This is a genomic window from Streptomyces pyxinae, assembly GCF_024756275.1.
In the GTDB taxonomy this organism is placed as follows: domain Bacteria; phylum Actinomycetota; class Actinomycetes; order Streptomycetales; family Streptomycetaceae; genus Streptomyces; species Streptomyces pyxinae.
Map to the genome: position 1 here is coordinate 62,046 of NZ_JANUGQ010000026.1, position 17,452 is coordinate 79,497.

A 17,452-nucleotide genomic window follows, 5' to 3' on the forward strand; every position below is an offset into this window, starting at 1 on the left:
GGGCGGAGGATCCGGGCACCGCAGCCCCCGGGTCCTTTTGCGTTTTCCGGCCGTTGTTACAGGCAGGTGAACCCAGGCGTTACGAAGAGATGAATCGATGACTCACAGCGTTACCGACAGGTGAACCGGGGCCCCGGGCGCGGGGGCACCACGTACGAAGCAGTGCCGCGACGTCCTCGCAGGGACCGAGGAGGAACCAACGTTATGGGCCAGCGAACCGTGCACCACGAAAGTCCGACCGACACCAGTCCGACCGACACCAGTCCGCCCGGCATCGACCCGACCGACACCGGTCCGAGCGATGCCGGCCCGGCCGGGGCGGGTGAGCGGTGATGAGCTCCCTGCTGCTGCTGACCAACGCCCTCCAGCCCTCCACCGAGGTGCTGCCCGCGCTCGGCCTCCTGCTGCACAACGTGCGGGTCGCCCCCGCCGAGGGGCCGGCCCTGGTGGACACCCCGGGCGCCGATGTGATCCTGGTCGACGGGCGCCGCGATCTGCCGCAGGTGCGGTCGCTCTGCCAGCTGCTCCGCTCCACCGGACCCGGCTGTCCGCTGCTGCTGGTGGTCACCGAGGGCGGACTCGCCGCCGTCACCGCCGACTGGGGCATCGACGACGTCCTGCTGGACACGGCCGGCCCCGCCGAGGTGGAGGCGCGGCTGCGGCTGGCCCTGGGCCGCCGACAGCTCTCCGCCGACGACTCCCCGATGGAGATCCGCAACGGCGACCTGTCGGTGGACGAGGCGACGTACAGCGCCAAGCTGAAGGGCCGGGTGCTGGACCTGACCTTCAAGGAGTTCGAGCTGCTGAAGTACCTCGCCCAGCACCCGGGCCGGGTCTTCACCCGGGCCCAGCTCCTCCAGGAGGTCTGGGGATACGACTACTTCGGCGGTACCCGGACGGTCGACGTCCATGTACGGCGGCTGCGCGCCAAACTGGGGCCGGAGCACGAGTCGCTGATCGGCACCGTGCGGAACGTCGGCTACCGGTTCGTCTCCCCGGAACGGCCGGAAAAGGCCGGACAGCCGGGGCAGGCGGGGCAGGCAGAGAAGACGGGACGACCGGGACAGCCGGGGCAGGCGGAGAGGCCCGGGCAGACGGGCCAGGAAGGCCAGTCGGGGCGGACGGGACGGACAGGACCGACGGGACGGGCGGAAAATCCGGAGCGCACCGAGCCGACCGAGCGGACCGGGCCGGCGGACCGGGCCGGGCGGCCGGAGGCAGCCGCCGCACGACCTGCCCAGAGGTAGGTCACCCCGCGTAGACTGCCGCGCGTGGCCAAGGTGACGCGGGACGATGTAGCACGACTGGCGGGTACCTCGACCGCGGTCGTGAGCTACGTCATCAACAATGGACCCCGGCCGGTCGCCCCGGCCACGCGCGAGCGGGTGCTCGCCGCGATCAAGCAGCTGGGCTACCGGCCCGACCGGGTCGCCCAGGCGATGGCCTCGCGGCGCACCGACCTCATAGGCATGATCGTCCCGGACGCCCGGCAGCCGTTCTTCGCGGAGATGGCCCACGCGGTGGAACGGGCCGCCGCCGACCGGGGAAAAATGGTCCTGGTCGGGAACTCCGACTACCGCGACGAGCGCGAGGTCCACTATCTGCGGGCCTTTCTGGGCATGCGGGTGGCCGGGCTGATCCTGGTGAGCCAGGGTCCCAGCGAGCGCGCCGCCCAGGAGATCGAGGCGTGGGACGCCCGGGTGGTGCTGCTCCACGAGCGGCCGGAGGCCATCGACGACGTGGCGGTGGTCACCGACGACATCGGCGGCGCCCAGCTCGCCACCCGCCATCTGCTGGAGCACGGCCATCCGTACGTCGCCTGCTTCGGCGGCATCGAGTCGACCCCGTCGGTGGGCGACCCGGTGGCCGACCACGAGGAGGGCTGGCGCCGGGCCATGCTGGAGGCCGGCCTCTCGGTGGAGGGCCGCCTCCACCAGGCCCCGTACAACCGGTACGACGCCTATGAGCTGGCGCTGAAGGTCCTCTCGGGCCCGGACCGGCCGCCCGCCATCTTCTGCTCCACCGACGACCAGGCCATCGGGGTGCTGAGGGCCGCCCGGGAGCTGCGGATCGATGTGCCGGGCGAGCTGGCGGTGGCCGGCTTCGACGACGTCAAGGAGGCGGCGCTGACCGATCCGCCGCTGACCACGATCTCCTCGGACCGCCCGGCGATGGCCCGGGCGGCCGTCGATCTGGTGCTGGACGACGGGTTGCGGGTGGCGGGCTCCCGCCGGGAGCGGGTGCGGCAGTTCCCCTCCGCCCTGGTGGTCCGCCGCTCCTGCGGCTGCCACGGCGGCTGACCACGGCCGACCGCCGCTGAGCCCGGCCGACCGCCGTTGACCACGGCAGACCACGGCAGACCACGGCAGGCTGCCGCTGATCACGGCTGACCGCGGCCGGGCGGGTTTCCGACCGTGGCGGGGCGGGGCCGGACTGCGGCCGGGGTGGTACGGACCGGCTGGGCGGAGCCGGACTGCGGCGGGCTGCCGCCGACTGGGGCCGAGACCGAGCCGGGCCGGGGCCGACCGGCACCGGGGAACCAGCGCCGGTGTCGACACCGACACCCCCAACACCCGCCCTTATATGGGGCATACAGCACTCTGCCGGACTTCTCAGCCCGTCCTCAGCCGCCTCTCATCTGCGGCCCCGAGAGTCATACCCATGACGGACGACTACCGCCGCGGCGGCGACGAGGGAACCACGCAGAACGAGGGAAGCGCGTACGAGGGAACCCCGCACTCGGGGTACCCGGCCGCCACCTCCCCGGGCCACCAGCCCCACGCGTACACCGACCCGGCACGTTCCTACGCCGCCTTCGGGGAGGCGGCCTACCCGCCGCCCCCGGCGTACCGGCCCACCGCCGGGCGGCGCCGGGCCGGGCGGCCGGCCGCGCTGGTCGCCACGGCCGCACTGGTGGCGGCGCTGGTCGGCGGCGGCTCGGCCGCGCTGGTCCAGGGCCTCGGCAACCGGTCGGACGCCGCGGCGCCCACCGGCAGCGCGGTGAACGGCACCAGCGTCGCGCAGTCCAGCAAGGGCTCCGTCGCCGGTGTCGCCCAGGCGGTCTCGCCCAGCATCGTGGAGATCAACGCCAAGTCCACCGCGGGCGCCTCCACCGGCTCCGGGGTCGTCGTCACCAAGGACGGCGAGATCGTCACCAACAACCATGTGATCGCCGGGGCCTCGGAGATCACCGTCCGGCTCAGCGACGGCAAGAAGTACTCCGCCGAGGTCGTCGGCACCGACCCGGACAAGGACCTGGCCCTGGTCAAGGCGGTGAACGCGAGCGGGCTGAAGCCGGCCGCGCTCGGCGACTCCAGCAAGGTCCAGGTCGGTGAGGAGGTCGTCGCCATCGGCTCCCCCGAGGGCCTGACCGGCACCGTGACCAGCGGCATCATCTCGGCGCTCGACCGGGACGTCACCGTCGCCAAGGAGGAGGGCCAGGGCGGGCAGGACGGCCAGGGTCAGGACGGCCGGGGTGGCCAGGACGGCGGCGGACCGCAGTGGGACCCGCGCCAGGGGTGGCCGTTCGAGTTCGGCGGCCAGGAGTTCAACGGCGACACCGGCTCGTCGAAGACGACGTACAAGGCGCTCCAGACCGACGCCTCCCTCAATCCGGGCAACTCCGGCGGTGCGCTGATCAATATGAACGGTGAGATCATCGGCATCAACTCCGCCATGTACTCCCCCAGTTCGGCGGGCGGCGCGGCCGGTGGCGGCGGCGGTTCGAGCGCGGGCAGTGTGGGGCTCGGCTTCGCCATCCCGATCAACACGGTCAAGGCGGACCTCGACGCCCTCCGCTCCGGCTCCGGCTCGGAATCCGGCTCCGGCTCGGGCTCCGACTCCGGCGTCTGACCCCGCCCCGGCCGACACCCTCGCCGGCCGCAGGGTGGCGAGGGGCGAGGCCCGGCCGCACCGGACCGGCCCGGCGCCGGACGGCGCGGGGAGCCCGGGCGGGCCGGACACCGGGGCCGAGGCCGACGGCCCCGGCCCACGCCCGCCCGGCCGACTTCGACTCCGACCCCGGCCCTCCCCGGCCGACTCCGGTCTCTCCGGCCGACTCCGGTCTCCGGTCTCCGGTCTCCGGTCTCCGGTCTCCGACCACATCGTCCCCGGATCGCGCCGGGCGACCCCGACTCCGATCCCGCCGCCCGCCCCCGGTCCCGGGCCCGTCTCCGGTCCCGGGGCCGGGTGGCCCGCGTGCGAGGCTAGGCCCATGACGACCACTTCCGGTGACGGCGGACGCATCCTGATCGTGGACGACGAACCCGCCGTTCGCGAGGCGCTCCGGCGCAGCCTGGTGTTCGAGGGGTACGGGACCGAGGTCGCCGTGGACGGTCTCGACGCCCTGGCCAAGGTCGAGGAGTACGCCCCCGAGCTGATCATCCTCGATGTGCAGATGCCCCGGATGGACGGCCTGACCGCGGCCCGCCGCATCCGGGCGGCCGGCTCCACCGTGCCGATCCTGATGCTCACCGCCCGGGACACCGTCGGGGACCGGGTGACCGGCCTGGACGCGGGCGCGGACGACTACCTGGTCAAGCCGTTCGAGCTGGACGAGTTGTTCGCCCGGATCCGGGCGCTGCTCCGGCGCAGCGCGTACGCCCCGGGCGGCGGCGAGCAGCCGGCGGAGACGGAGGTGCTCGCCTTCGCGGACCTGCGCATGGACCCGGTGACCCGGGAGGTCACCCGGGGCGAGCGGCGGGTGGAGCTCACCCGCACCGAATTCACCCTGCTGGAGATGTTCCTGACCCATCCGCGCCAGGTGCTCACCCGGGAGCAGATCCTGAAGGCGGTCTGGGGCTTCGACTTCGAGCCCAGCTCCAACTCCCTGGACGTGTACGTGATGTATCTGCGGCGCAAGACCGAGGCGGCGGGTGAGCCGCGTCTGGTGCACACCGTGCGGGGCGTCGGCTATGTGCTGCGCGGAGGCGCCGAGTGACCTCCCCGCCACCCCGCCCCGCCCAGCAGCCCGGACCGGCCCCCGCGTCCGGACCGGCCCCGGCTTCCGGACCGGCCCCGGAACAGCCGCCCGCGCCCCGGCCCTCCCCGCTGCGCCGGCTGCGTGCCCTGCCGCTGCGCTCCCGGCTGGCCCTGCTCACCGCGCTGGCGGTGGCCGTGGCGGTGGCCGCGGTCTCGGTGACCTGCTGGCTGATGACCCGGGCGCAGCTGCTGGGCGAGCTGGACACCTCGCTCCAGAACTCCTCGCCGCCGGACAACCTGGTGCGCCAGACGCTGGGCGACTGCCGGTCCTCCGACAGCGGTGAGACCGGGTTCGCGTACACCCAGGTGGTGCTCCCGGACGGCAGCCGCTGTGTGGCGCCGGACTCGCGGCCGGTGCGGGTCGGGACGGACGACATCGCCGTGGCACGTGGCCACAGCGATGCGGCACTGCACACCACGGTCACCGACAACGGCCAGTCGGTCCGGGTGCACACCACCCGGACGGCGGTGTCGCCGCCGGGCAGCCCACCGGTGGAGGTGGCCGTCTCGCTCTCCCGCCCGCTGGACGAGATTGACACCGCCCTCAACCGGCTGGCGCTGCTGCTGACCGTCCTGGCGGGCGTCGGCGTGGTGGGCGCGGGCGCGGCCGGGCTGTGGGTGGCCAGGACCGGGCTGCGGCCGGTGGACCGGCTGACCGGCGCGGTGGAGCACGTGGCCCGCACCGAGGACCTGACGGTCCGGATCCCGGTGGAGGGCGAGGACGAGATCGCCCGGCTCTCGCGGTCCTTCAACGCCATGGCCACCGCCCTGGCCTCCTCGCGCGACCGGCAGTCCCAGCTGATCGCGGACGCCGGGCACGAGCTGCGCACCCCGCTGACCTCGCTGCGGACCAACATCGAGCTGCTGGCCCGCAGCGAGGAGACCGGCCGGGCGATCCCGGTCGAGGACCGGCGGGCCCTGATGGCCTCCGTGAAGGCCCAGATGACCGAGCTGGCCTCGCTGATCGGCGACCTCCAGGAGCTCTCCCGGCCGGACGCGGTCACCTCGGGGAAGCTGGAGGTGGTGGCGCTCCACGACATTCTGGGCGCCGCCCTGGAGCGCGCCCGGCTGCGCGGCCCCGAGCTGACCTTCACCGTCACCGACCGGACGCCCTGGTACGTACGGGCGGAGCCGGCGGCGCTGGAACGGGCGCTGGTGAACGTCCTGGACAACGCGGTCAAGTTCTCCCCGCCGGCCGGGTCCGTCGAGGTCGCCCTGACCGGCGGCGAACTGACCGTCCGGGACCACGGCCCGGGCATCCCGCCCGAGGAACTGCCCCATGTCTTCGAACGCTTCTGGCGCTCCCCCTCGGCCCGCGGCCTCCCCGGCTCGGGCCTGGGCCTCTCCATCGTCGCCCGCACCGTCCAGCGGTCCGGCGGCACCGTCGCCCTGACCGCCCCGCCCGACGGCGGCACCCTCGCCACCCTCCACCTCCCCGGCGCCCCCACCCCGCCCCCGCCCCACCCCGCCCCCTGAACCCCGGCCCCGAACGCCGAAGGGACCCCGGCCCGGAAACGCCGAAGGGCGGCGCACCCGTACGGCGCGCCGTCCGTCAGGGAGTCGGCGGGGGGCCGGCCCGGAGGCCCCGGCCACCGCGACGCGGCGGCGGAGGGCTCAGATCCGCCGGCGGATCTCCGCGGCGAAGAGCGGTGCTCCGCCGGCCTCCAGCCGACCGAGCAGACCATGCAGATCGCGCGGCTCCCGCTGATAGCGCGCCACCTGCTCCCGCAGCACGGCCGGCACCCGGGCGGGAGTCAGGTCCAGCAGATCCAGCAGGAAGTCGTCGGGAGACAGCACCTCGATCTCGTACGGCTCGGTCGCGGTCACCGGGAAGTCCTTGAGGTTGCTCGTCACCACGACATGCGCCTCCCCGCGTACGGCCGCGGCCAGGACATGCCGGTCCTTCACGTCGTTGCCCATGGCGGGCACAAGATCGTCGTACCCCGTCACACAGCTGTCGGGAAAGGCGTCCGCCATGGTCGCGACGAGGCGCCCGGCCCTCTGTTCACCCGGCCTCAGGGCGACGTTGCGCCGCAGTTCCTCCAGAATGTCGGCCGACCAGAGCGGCTCATAGGTCTCCGCCTCGGCCAGCCGCAGCAGGGCGTCCCCGAGATAGTTGGGGTAGAGGACACAGGTGTCCAGCACGACGCGCTGCACAGTGCTCCCGGGTGATCAGTTGTCGTACAGTCCGGACTCTTCGGTGAGTTGCACCAATTCGTCCAGACCGCTACGTCGTCTGCTGCGACGTAGCCTCCGGTACGCCAGCACGTCGGTGAGGAGCACCCGGCGGTGGCGTCCGGGCCGGGAGTAGGGGATCTCACCCCGATCGAGGATCTTGACGAACGTGGGCCGGCTGACGCCCAGCACGTCGGCAGCCTCCTGGGTGGTCAGGGTCGTGTGCGTGGGCGCCACGGTGACCGCCTTGCCTTCGGACAGCGCCCGGACGACGGCCGTCAGCGCTTCGTAGACCTCGGCGGGCACGGTCTGAACGGTGCCGTCGGGGCCTCGCAGTGCGGCGGGTTCGCTCGCGGCCGGCGCACGGTCCATGAATGCGCGCAAGGCGGCGATCTCCGCGAGGTGCTCGGGCAGCAACGTGGTGTCTTCGGCCGTGCTGTGCATGCTGTCTCTCCCTGTGGTGTCCTCCAAGACTGACGCAATTCGAAAGAAACGCAAGCCTCCTTCCGGCCGGGCGGCCGGGGCCGGGGAACGGGCGGCGGAGGCGGAAACGCCCGACGGGCGGCGCGCCGGAGGGGAGCGCCGCCCGTCGGGGTGAGCGGGGAGGCCCGGGCCCTCGTACGGAGGGTATGGGGAGCCGGGCCGGTGTCGCGGGTCGCCCGACGACCGCTACTGGACGACCGTGATGCGGTCGGCGGCCGGCGGGGCGAGGGGGGCGGTGGGGGAGGAGTTGGCGGCCAGGTAGGCGTTGAGGAGGTCCAGGTCGGAGGGGCCGACCAGCTTGTTCTTGCCCTGGCCCAGCGCCGGGAAGCCGTCGCCGCCGCCCGCCAGGAACTCGTTCATGGCGACCCGGTAGGTCGTGGCCGGGTCGAGCGGGGTGCCGTTCAGCTTGACCGAGCCGTCCACCACCCGGGCGGCGCCGGTCCTGGTCATGTCCAGGGTGTAGGTGAGGCCCCGGGAGACCTGAAGGATCTTGGGGGAGCTCTCGTTGGCGCCGCTGACCTGCTGCTTCAGGCCCTCGATGAGCTGCGCGCCGGTGAGGTCGACGACATTGAGCATATTGGTGAACGGCTGGACGGTGAACGCCTCGCCGTAGGTGACCACGCCGTCGCCCTCGCTGCCGGACGCCTTGTGGACCAGGTCGGCCCGGATGCCGCCGGGGTTCATCAGGGCCAGCTGGGCGCCGCCCTTGTCGGCCGGGGCGAGACCGGCCAGCTGGGCGTCCGCGATCAGATCGCCGAGCGGCTTCTCGTACGCGGCGGAGCCGCGCCCGCCGATGTCGGCGGAGATGTATCCCTGCGGCCGGTCGGCGATCGGCGCGGCGAGCGCGTTCCACCGGTTGATCAGGGAGGTCATGTCCGCGGCCCTGGGCACGTCCCGGGTGACCGCGTGGTTGGCGGAGTCGACCGAGGTGCGGACGATGTCCCGGGTCCGGCGGTCGTAGGTGAGGGTGGTGTCGGTGTAGAGCTTTCCGTAGGAGGCGGCCGAGGTGACCATGCGCGGCTTGCCGGACGGGTCCGGGACGGTGCAGACGTACGCCTGGTGGGTGTGGCCGGTGACCACCGCGTCGACCTGCGGGTTCAGCCGCTTGGCGATCTCGGTGATCGGGCCCGAGATCCCGTCGCCGGCGCCCGGCGAGTCGCAGTCGTAGTCGTACGACTGGGAGGCCGGCGACCCGCCCTCGTGGATCAGCGCGACGATGGACTTGACGCCCTTGCGCTCCAGGATCTTGGTGTACTTGTCGATGGTCTCGACCTCGTCGCCGAACTTCAGGCCCTTGACGCCCTCCGCCGTGACGACGTTCGGGGTGCCCTCCAGGGTCACGCCGATGAAGCCGATCCGGACGCCGTCCCGCTCCCAGATGTAGTACGGGTCGAGGATCGGCCGGCCGGTCTTCTCGTTCGTCACATTGGCGGCCAGATACGGGAAGTCGGCGCCCTTGAAGCGCTTGCCCTTCTCGTAACAACCGCCGGTCGGGTGACACCCGCCGTTCTGCATCCGGGCCAGTTCCCTGGCGCCCTCGTCGAACTCGTGGTTGCCCACCGAGGTGACGTCCAGCTTCAGCTTGTTGAGCGCCTCGACGGTCGGCTCGTCGTGGAAGAGGCCGGACATCAGCGGGGAGGCGCCGATCATGTCACCGGCGGCGGCGGTCACCGAGTAGCGGTGGCCCTTGCGGGCCGTGCGCAGATGGGTGGCCAGGTACTCGACCCCGCCCGCGTCGATCTTCTCGGTGGTGCCGTCCGGCCGGGTGCGGGTGACCTGCCCGGAGGAGCCGGCCGGCGGCTCCAGATTGCCGTGCAGATCATTGAAGGAGAGCAGCTGCACATCGACGGTACGGCTCTGCCGGCCGTGCCCGTGCTGATCACCGCGGCCGTGGCCGGCGCTCTGGGCGCCCGGCGGCATGGCGGCCACCAGGGCCCCGGCCGTGGCCAGTCCGGCGGCCGCCGCCAGCACCCGCCTGGCCGCGCGCCCCTGCTTCTTCTTCGCTGTCGCTGACATCTGTCCCCTCATGTCCCCGTCGCCCGGCACCGTCCCGGCCCTCGTCCGGCCGTCGCCCGGTGCCGCCCCGGTGTCGCCCCTGCGGTCCGACGGCCAACGGCCGTCCCGGTCAGGCGAGTCCGGGCACGGCGCGATGGTGTCCCGGGCAGCCTAAGGTCAACGCGCGTAGCGCGACAGGGGTGAGCGGGTTACGAGCTGGTTGCCATCGGGCACCGCGAGTCCGTCCCCGGCCGGCCGGCGGCCCCCGAGCCGCGGCCACAGGGTGGCACCCGGCCCGTTCCCGCCGGGTCGGCCGGTCGTCGCGGGCGTTCCTCCTCGGGCGGCCACGGGATGGCGCGGGCCCGACCCTCCCCGGGTGGCCGGCCGTCACCGATCGACCCCCGTCCCGGCGGCCGCGCGGCGCAGGCCCGTGCCTCCCTGGGCGTCCGGGCGTCACCGACCGGTCCCCGGCCCGGCGGCCGGGCGACTGCCACCGGCCGCGTGGCCGGACGGCACCGGCCCGTCCCTCCCCCGGGCGGCCGAGCGCGGGAGTCTCGTGACCTCCCGGGCGGCCGGGCGTGGCAGATTCCGATCTCCCGGGCGGCCGGACTCGGGGTGGCCCGTGACCTCCCGGGCGGCCGCCGCACCGGCCGGACCCCGGCCCGGCGGCCGGGCGCGGGAGGCCCGGCGGCCGGCGCGGGGCGGGTCCCCGGAACGGCCGGGGCGCCGCCGTAGGCTCGTACGTATGACGACTGACGCCCCCGTTTCCCGCGTCGAGCCCGGCCGGCGCATCGACACCCTCGCAGAACTCGTCCCCGAGCAGGCCCGTGACGTCCTCGCCCTGCTCGACGAGGCGGCCCGCTCCGACGGGATGCAGGCCGTCTCCGAACAGGGCCGGCTGCGACTGCGGCACGGCGGGCGACCGGGCGTGTCCCATCTGCTGCTCACGGTCCGGGACGAACTCATCGGCTACGCCCAGCTGGAGGACACCGACCCGGTGGAGCCGCCCGCCGCCGAGCTGGTGGTGCACCCCTCGCACCGGGGCCGGGGGCACGGCCGGGCGCTCGGCTCCGCGCTGCTGGCCGCCTCCGGGAAGCGGTTGCGGGTCTGGGCGCACGGCGGCAAGCCGGCCGCCCGGCACCTGGCCCAGGTCCTCGGGCTGACCCTCTTCCGCGAACTGCGCCAGCTGCGCCGCCCGTTGACCGGCCCCTCGGCCCCCGCCACCCCGGAACCGGCGCTGCCGCCCGGGATCACCGTGCGGACCTTCGTCCCCGGCCGGGACGACGAGGCATGGCTCGCCGCCAACGCCGCCGCCTTCGCCCACCACCCCGAGCAGGGCGCCCTCACCCAGCGGGACCTGGACGAGCGGAAGACCGAGCCCTGGTTCGACCCGGCCGGGTTCTTCCTCGCGGTCCGGGAGGCGGACGGGCGGATCATGGGCTTCCACTGGACCAAGACCCACACCGCTGAGCAGCTGGGCGAGGTCTATGTCGTCGGGGTCCTCCCGGACGCCCAGGGCGGCGGACTCGGCAAGGCGCTCACCGCCATCGGCCTCCGCCACCTGGCCGGACAGGGACTGCCGACCGCGATGCTCTATGTGGACGCCGACAACACGGCGGCGGTCACGGTCTACGAGCGGCTGGGCTTCACCACCCACGAGGTGGACCTGATGTACCGCTCGGAGAGCTGACCGGGGCGCCCGGGGCCGCGCGGACGCTCCCGGCCTCGGGCGGGGCGGCACGGGAGCGTCCGGAACCGGGCGGCCGGGCGGGGCGGCACCGGAGCGGCACGGGACGCGGCGCGACCAGGCACAGAACCGTCCCGGCAGCCGTACGGGACCGGCGCGGAGGCCGCCTGGGACGCGGCGGACTGGCACGGGGGGGGCGGCGCGGGAGGCGTACGGAAGCCGTACGGGAGCGGCGCGCTGATCGTACGAACGTACGACGGGCGCGGACGTCGCGGGGCACGGGACCGCACCCGGGGCGTCATACGGTCGTCACCGGACGTTCAGACACGCTTGCGACGCTCGGTGAATGACGCCCGCCGTGCCCGCAGCCGCCCCTGAGGACCCCCCGGGGCCGTCCCCGGAGCGGAGCCCCACGCCCCCGGCCGTCGGCTCCGCCGCGCTTGACCAGCCGCTCGCGCGGAACAATGGCCCTATGAGCCAGCAGCCCGCCGAGGTTCCGGTCCAGCACAGCCAGCCGTCCGCGCCGTCGGCGCCCTCCGCTCCCTCCAGGGGGGCCCTCGCCGCGCACCGGCCGCGCACCGTGGCGGCCGACCGGGCCCCGGGGCTCGCGCCCGGCATGCCCGACATGGACGCCGGCCCCGACACGTACGAGGACGACGGCACCGGCGCCGAGCTGCCGGAGGGGCGGTTCCTGGACCGGGAGCGCAGCTGGCTGGCGTTCAACGAGCGGGTGCTGGAACTGGCCGAGGATCCGGCGACCCCGCTGCTGGAGCGCGCCAACTTCCTGGCGATCTTCGCCTCCAACCTGGACGAGTTCTTCATGGTCCGGGTGGCCGGGCTGAAGCGCCGGATCGCCACCGGGGTGGCCACCCGGTCCGCCTCGGGCCTCCAGCCCCGGGAGGTGCTGGACCTCATCTGGACCCGCTCCCGCGAGCTCATGGCCCGGCACGCCGCCTGCTGCCAGCAGGACGTGGCGCCCGCCCTGGCCGACGAGGGCATCCACCTCATCCGCTGGCCGGAGCTGACCGAGAAGGAGCAGGCCCGGCTCTTCACGCTCTTCCGGCAGCGGATCTTCCCGGTGCTCACCCCGCTCGCCGTGGACCCGGCACACCCCTTCCCGTACATCTCCGGCCTCTCCCTCAACCTCGCCGTGGTCGTCCGCAACCCGGTCAGCGGCCACCGCCACTTCGCGCGTGTGAAGGTTCCGCCGCTGCTCTCCCGGTTCCTGGAGGCGTCCCCACACCGGTTCGTGCCGATCGAGGACGTGATCGCCGCGCATCTGGAGGAGCTCTTCCCCGGCATGGAGGTGCTCGCCCACCACATGTTCCGGGTGACCAGGAACGAGGACCTGGAGGTCGAGGAGGACGACGCCGAGAACCTGCTGAAGGCGCTGGAGAAGGAGCTGATGCGGCGCCGCTTCGGGCCGCCGGTCCGGCTGGAGGTCGAGGAGTCGATCGACCCGTACGTGCTCGACCTGCTGGTCCGGGAGCTGAAGGTCTCCGACGCCGAGGTCTATCCGCTGCCCGGCCCGCTCGACCTCACCGGGCTGTTCGGGATCGCCGGGCAGGACCGGCCGGAGCTGAAGTACCCCAAGTTCGTGGCCGGCACCCACCGGGACCTCGCCGAGGTGGAGTCCGCGTCGGCGCCCGACGTCTTCGCCGCGCTGCGCGAGCGGGACGTGCTGCTGCACCACCCGTACGACTCCTTCTCCACCTCCGTCCAGCTCTTCCTGGAGCAGGCGGCGGCCGACCCGGACGTGCTGGCGATCAAGCAGACGCTCTACCGCACCTCGGGCGACTCCCCCATAGTCGACGCCCTGATCGACGCGGCCGAGTCCGGCAAGCAGGTGCTGGTCCTGGTCGAGATCAAGGCCCGGTTCGACGAGCAGGCCAACATCAAATGGGCCCGCAAACTGGAGGAGGCCGGCTGCCATGTGGTCTACGGCCTGGTCGGCCTGAAGACCCACTGCAAGCTGTCGCTGGTGGTCCGCCAGGAGGGCGAGATCCTGCGCCGGTACAGCCATGTCGGTACCGGCAACTACCATCCCAAGACCGCCCGGCTCTACGAGGATCTGGGCCTGCTCACCACCGACCCGCAGGTCGGCGCGGACCTCTCCGACCTGTTCAACCGGCTCTCCGGCTACTCCCGCCGGGAGACCTACCGGCGGCTGCTGGTCGCGCCGAAGTCGCTGCGGGACGGACTGGTCCAGCGGATCGAGAAGGAGATCACCCACCACCGGGCCGGGCGCCCGGCCTTCGTCCGGATCAAGGTCAACTCGATGGTGGACGAGGGCGTCGTGGACGCCTGCTACCGGGCTTCCCGGGCGGGTGTGCCGGTGGACATCTGGGTGCGCGGCATCTGCGCCCTGCGGCCCGGGGTGCCCGGGCTCTCGGAGAACATCCGGGTGCGCTCGGTGCTCGGCCGGTTCCTGGAGCATTCGCGTATCTTCGCGTTCGGGAACGCCGGAGAGCCGGAGGTGTGGATCGGCAGCGCCGACATGATGCACCGCAATCTGGACCGGCGGATCGAGGCGCTGGTACGGGTCTCCGACCCCGGGCACCGGGCCTCCCTCACCCAGTTCCTGGAGACCGGCATGGCCGACACCACCTCCTCCTGGCACCTGGGCCCGGACGGCGACTGGACCCGGCACGCCACCGACGCGGACGGCCAGCCGCTGCGGCACGTCCAGGAGATGCTCATCGAGGCGCGGAGGCGCAAGCGTGGCAAGCCCTGACCGCCGCCCCGCCGTCCCGGCCCGCACGGGCGCCGGCGCCGGGTCCGCCGACCTCACCGCCGGGGCCCCGGGCTCCGGCGCCGCCGCTGCCCGGACCTCTGACTTCGGCTCCGGGACCTCTGACTTCGGTGCCGGGGCCCCGGGTGCCCGTGCCGGCGCCGGGGCCGACGCTCAGGGCCTCGGGGCCGACGCTCCGGGTCTCGGCGCCGGGGTCCCGGATTTCCGACCCGGTGCCGGGGCCGACGCTCCGGCGCTCGGCACCGGGGCCCCGGACTTCCGTGCCGGTGCCGATGCCGGGCCCGGGGCCGGACCTCCGGGTCTCGCCGCCCGCACCACCCGGACCCCGGACCCGGCTGCCGGGATCCGGCCCCCGGGCTCCGCAGCCGGGGCCGAGAGACGCGGTGCCGCCGATCTCGACCGGCTGACCGGCGGGGACGTCCTCGCCCCCCATCTGCACGCGCACGCCGCGGACTTCCTGCGCGGGTTGCGGCTGCACGCGGTGAGCGGCCCGGACGGCGCCGGAGCCGAGGAGGCCGCCCGGGCGCTGCGGGCCGCCGCCCGCCGGATCGGCGCCGCCCTCGCCACCTTCCGGGCGCTGCTGGACACCGCCTGGGCCGACCGGCTCCGGGCCGAGCTGACCTGGCTCTCCGGCACCCTGGGCCAGGAGTACGCCTGCACCGCGCAGCTGGTCCGGCTGGCCGAGGCACTGGCCCGGCTCTCCGGCGGCCGGCCTCCGGCCCTGCCCCCGCCCCGGTCCGGCGGCGAGGCGCTGGCGATGGGCGCCGCCCGGGCCGGGGCGCTGCTGGACCGGAAGCTCACCCAGGCCCGGAGCCGGGCGCACTCGGCCGCGCTCCAGGCCCTGGGCTCCGCCCGGTTCCACGCGCTGGCCGACACGGTGGCGCTGCTCGCCTCCGAGGCGCCGCTCTCCCCCGCCGCGAGCGCCTCCGCCGCCACCGCGCTCGGCGACCCGGCGCGGCTCGCCGAACGACGCCTGCTGGACGCGGTGGCCGCGCTGCCGACGGCCCCGGCGGTGGGTGGCGAGCAGCAGGACGCGCCCTGGCACCAGGTACGGCTGCTGCTGCGGCTGCACCGGTACGCCGAGGAACTGCTCGGCGCCGGGCCGGTGCGATACGAGGCAGGCGGCGCCCTGGACCGGCACCGGGACGCGGCCGAGGCGGCGGCCACCGCGGCGGGGGCCGCGCGTACCCCGCGCATCGCGCCGGCGACCGCGTACGCCCTGGGGGTGCTCCACGCGGACCAGCGGCACGAGGTCGCCGCCGCCCGCACCGCCTTCCGCCACGCCTGGGAACGCACGGTGGTGACGACCGGATGACCCGGCCGAGCGGGACGACCCGGCCGAACCATGGCCCGAACCCGAACCCGAACCCGAACCCGCGCCCGGCCCCGGGCCCGGCCGTGGTGCGGGCCGCCGGCTGTGCCCTCTGGCGCCGGGCGCCCGGCGGCGGGATCGAGGTGTGCCTGGTCCACCGGCCGAAGTACGACGACTGGTCCTGGCCCAAGGGAAAGCTCAAGGACGGCGAGGACCGGCTGACCGCCGCCGTGCGGGAGGTGCTGGAGGAGACCGGCCACCACTGCGCGCCGGGCGCCCGGCTGCCCACCGTGTCGTACCCGGCCAAGGGCAGACCCAAGGAGGTCGCCTACTGGGCGGCCGAGGCGACCGGCGGCGCCTTCGCGCCGAACGCGGAAGTGGACCGGGTGGAGTGGCTGCCGCCCGCCGAGGCTCGCCGCCGGCTGACGTATCCGCACGACGCGCCGCTCGTCAGCGCCCTGCTCGCCGCCCTGGCGGGGCGCTGACGGGCCGTCCCCGGGTCAGGACGCGCAGCCTTCATCCTGAGAACACACAATCGAAAAAGGTGCACACCGCGGCTTCCGGCACGGTTCACTCGCCGTTCACCCTCCTCCGTCGGCCGCTTCACCTGTTCTGCCTAATTTCGGCCTCATCAGGGGGAGCGGCACGCCGCCGCACCACCACCATCCCGACGCACGCCGCCGCAGAACAGAACGGGCCCGGCGGCTCCTGGAAGGAACACCCGAAAGTGAAGCTTCAGCGCAAGAACGGGCTTCGCGCCACCGCGCTCGGTGCCCTCGCCGTCTCCGGAGCCCTGGTCCTCACGGCGTGTGGTTCGGACAACAACACGGGCACCGACGCCGCCAACGGCAAGAAGACCGGCGCGGCCTCGAACGTCAGCTGCGAGGGCGCCAAGGGCCAGCTGCTGGCCTCGGGGTCGAGCGCGCAGAAGAACGCCATGGACCTCTGGGTCAAGAACTACATGGCCGCCTGCACCGGTGTGGAGATCAACTACAAGGCGTCCTCCTCCGGTGAGGGCATCGTCGCCTTCAACCAGGGCACGGTCGGCTTCGCCGGCTCCGACTCGGCGCTCAAGCCCGACGAGGTGGCCGAGTCGAAGAAGGTCTGCAAGTCCGGCAGCGGCATCAACCTGCCGATGGTCGGCGGCCCGATCGCGATCGGCTACAACCTCCCCGGCGTGAAGGACCTCGTCCTGGACGCGCCCACCATCGCCAAGATCTTCAACGACAAGATCAAGAACTGGAACGACCCGGCGATCGCCAAGCTCAACCCGAAGGCCACGCTGCCCGACAAGCCGATCCAGGCGTTCCACCGCTCCGAGGACTCCGGCACCACCCAGAACCTCGGCAAGTACCTCGGCAAGGCCGCCAAGGCCGACTGGGCGTACGAGGCCGAGAAGAAGTGGCCCGCCCCCGGCGGCCAGGCGGCCTCCGGCTCCTCCGGTGTCGCCGCCCAGGTGAAGCAGAACGAGGGCGCCATCGGCTACTTCGAGCTCTCCTACGCCTCCTCGCAGTCGATCCCGACCGTGGCGATCAACACCGGCGCCGCCGCCCCGGTGGCGGCCAGCCCGGAGAGCGCCTCCAAGGCCATCGCCGCCGCCAAGATCAAGGGCACCGGCAAGGACCTGGCGCTCGACCTGGACTACGCCACCAAGGCCGCGGGCGCCTACCCGATCGTCCTGGTGACGTACGAGGTCGTCTGCGACTCCGGCAACAAGGCCGAGACCCTGCCGACGGTCAAGTCCTTCCTCACCTACACCTCCTCGGAGGAGGGCCAGAAGGTGCTCTCCGAGGCCGGTTACGCGCCGATCCCGGCCGAGATCAACGCCAAGGTCCGCGAGACGGTCAAGGGCCTCTCCTGACCGACGGCCGAAACGGTCGGTCCGGCCCGTCCGGCCGGACCGACCCGGGCCGGGTGGACCGGCCGGACCGGGCGGGCGGCCCGGTGATCCGACCGCCCGCCCGGCGGCCCGCCCGCCGTCCCGCGGCGGTGCGCCGGGCCACCGACGGCCTCCCCGCCGGCCCGGCGCACCCCTCCGGGCCGGCGCCACCGCCCGGCCCGGGCCGTC

Annotated in this window: 14 protein-coding genes; 11 read left to right on the plus strand and 3 right to left on the minus strand. The window is 74.0% G+C overall.

Features of this window, described 5'->3' with window-relative positions; all coding sequences use genetic code 11:
- Window positions 1-204: 204 nt before the first annotated feature.
- The 6 genes from NX801_RS24730 to NX801_RS24755 all read left to right on the plus strand — a co-directional run bounded on the left by NX801_RS24730 (window position 205) and on the right by NX801_RS24755 (window position 6,456).
- Entirely contained in the window at window positions 205-333 is a 129-nt protein-coding gene (locus NX801_RS24730; protein WP_258790109.1) for a hypothetical protein, read from the plus strand.
- Complete coding sequence (locus tag NX801_RS24735) at window positions 333-1,247, plus strand: winged helix-turn-helix domain-containing protein (RefSeq protein ID WP_258790110.1); 915 nt, start codon at window positions 333-335, stop codon at window positions 1,245-1,247. The genes NX801_RS24730 and NX801_RS24735 overlap by 1 nt, the downstream gene beginning before the upstream one ends.
- Before the next feature lie 24 nt (window positions 1,248-1,271).
- On the plus strand, window positions 1,272-2,300 hold the full coding sequence (locus NX801_RS24740) for a LacI family DNA-binding transcriptional regulator (RefSeq protein ID WP_258790111.1): 1,029 nt from the start codon (window positions 1,272-1,274) through the stop codon (window positions 2,298-2,300).
- Window positions 2,301-2,661: 361 nt separating this feature from the next.
- Complete coding sequence (locus NX801_RS24745) at window positions 2,662-3,852, plus strand: S1C family serine protease (RefSeq protein ID WP_258790112.1); 1,191 nt, start codon at window positions 2,662-2,664, stop codon at window positions 3,850-3,852.
- Between the two features lie 361 nt (window positions 3,853-4,213).
- On the plus strand, window positions 4,214-4,939 hold the full coding sequence (locus NX801_RS24750; RefSeq protein WP_258790113.1) for a response regulator transcription factor: 726 nt from the start codon (window positions 4,214-4,216) through the stop codon (window positions 4,937-4,939).
- A 110-nt stretch (window positions 4,940-5,049) separates the two neighbouring features.
- Complete coding sequence (locus tag NX801_RS24755) at window positions 5,050-6,456, plus strand: sensor histidine kinase (protein WP_258790144.1); 1,407 nt, start codon at window positions 5,050-5,052, stop codon at window positions 6,454-6,456.
- A gap of 138 nt (window positions 6,457-6,594) precedes the next feature.
- Here the strand turns inward: NX801_RS24755 and NX801_RS24760 are convergent, their stop codons facing one another.
- The 3 genes from NX801_RS24760 to NX801_RS24770 form a co-directional block, all read right to left on the minus strand.
- Entirely contained in the window at window positions 6,595-7,137 is a 543-nt protein-coding gene (locus NX801_RS24760; RefSeq protein WP_258790114.1) for a PIN domain-containing protein, read from the minus strand.
- Between the two features lie 15 nt (window positions 7,138-7,152).
- Window positions 7,153-7,599 (minus strand): helix-turn-helix domain-containing protein, encoded by a 447-nt coding sequence (locus NX801_RS24765; protein WP_258790115.1) that lies wholly within the window; start codon window positions 7,597-7,599, stop codon window positions 7,153-7,155.
- A 225-nt stretch (window positions 7,600-7,824) separates the two neighbouring features.
- On the minus strand, window positions 7,825-9,654 hold the full coding sequence (locus tag NX801_RS24770; RefSeq protein ID WP_258790116.1) for a bifunctional metallophosphatase/5'-nucleotidase: 1,830 nt from the start codon (window positions 9,652-9,654) through the stop codon (window positions 7,825-7,827).
- 724 nt (window positions 9,655-10,378) lie between these two features.
- On the opposite strand from NX801_RS24770, the gene mshD reads away from it, so the two are divergent.
- From mshD to pstS, 5 genes are all read left to right on the plus strand, one after another.
- The gene (gene mshD / locus NX801_RS24775) at window positions 10,379-11,323 is read left to right on the plus strand and encodes a mycothiol synthase (RefSeq protein ID WP_258790117.1); all 945 of its coding nucleotides are present in this window, start codon (window positions 10,379-10,381) and stop codon (window positions 11,321-11,323) included.
- Between the two features lie 469 nt (window positions 11,324-11,792).
- Entirely contained in the window at window positions 11,793-14,054 is a 2,262-nt protein-coding gene (locus NX801_RS24780) for an RNA degradosome polyphosphate kinase (RefSeq protein WP_258790118.1), read from the plus strand.
- Between the two features lie 421 nt (window positions 14,055-14,475).
- Entirely contained in the window at window positions 14,476-15,387 is a 912-nt protein-coding gene (locus tag NX801_RS24785; RefSeq protein ID WP_258790145.1) for a CHAD domain-containing protein, read from the plus strand.
- Window positions 15,384-15,869, plus strand: coding sequence for an NUDIX hydrolase (locus NX801_RS24790; RefSeq protein ID WP_258790119.1), 486 nt, complete (start codon window positions 15,384-15,386; stop codon window positions 15,867-15,869). Before NX801_RS24785 ends, NX801_RS24790 begins: the two co-directional genes overlap by 4 nt.
- A gap of 242 nt (window positions 15,870-16,111) precedes the next feature.
- On the plus strand, window positions 16,112-17,245 hold the full coding sequence (pstS, locus tag NX801_RS24795) for a phosphate ABC transporter substrate-binding protein PstS (protein ID WP_258790120.1): 1,134 nt from the start codon (window positions 16,112-16,114) through the stop codon (window positions 17,243-17,245).
- Window positions 17,246-17,452 lie beyond the last annotated feature (207 nt).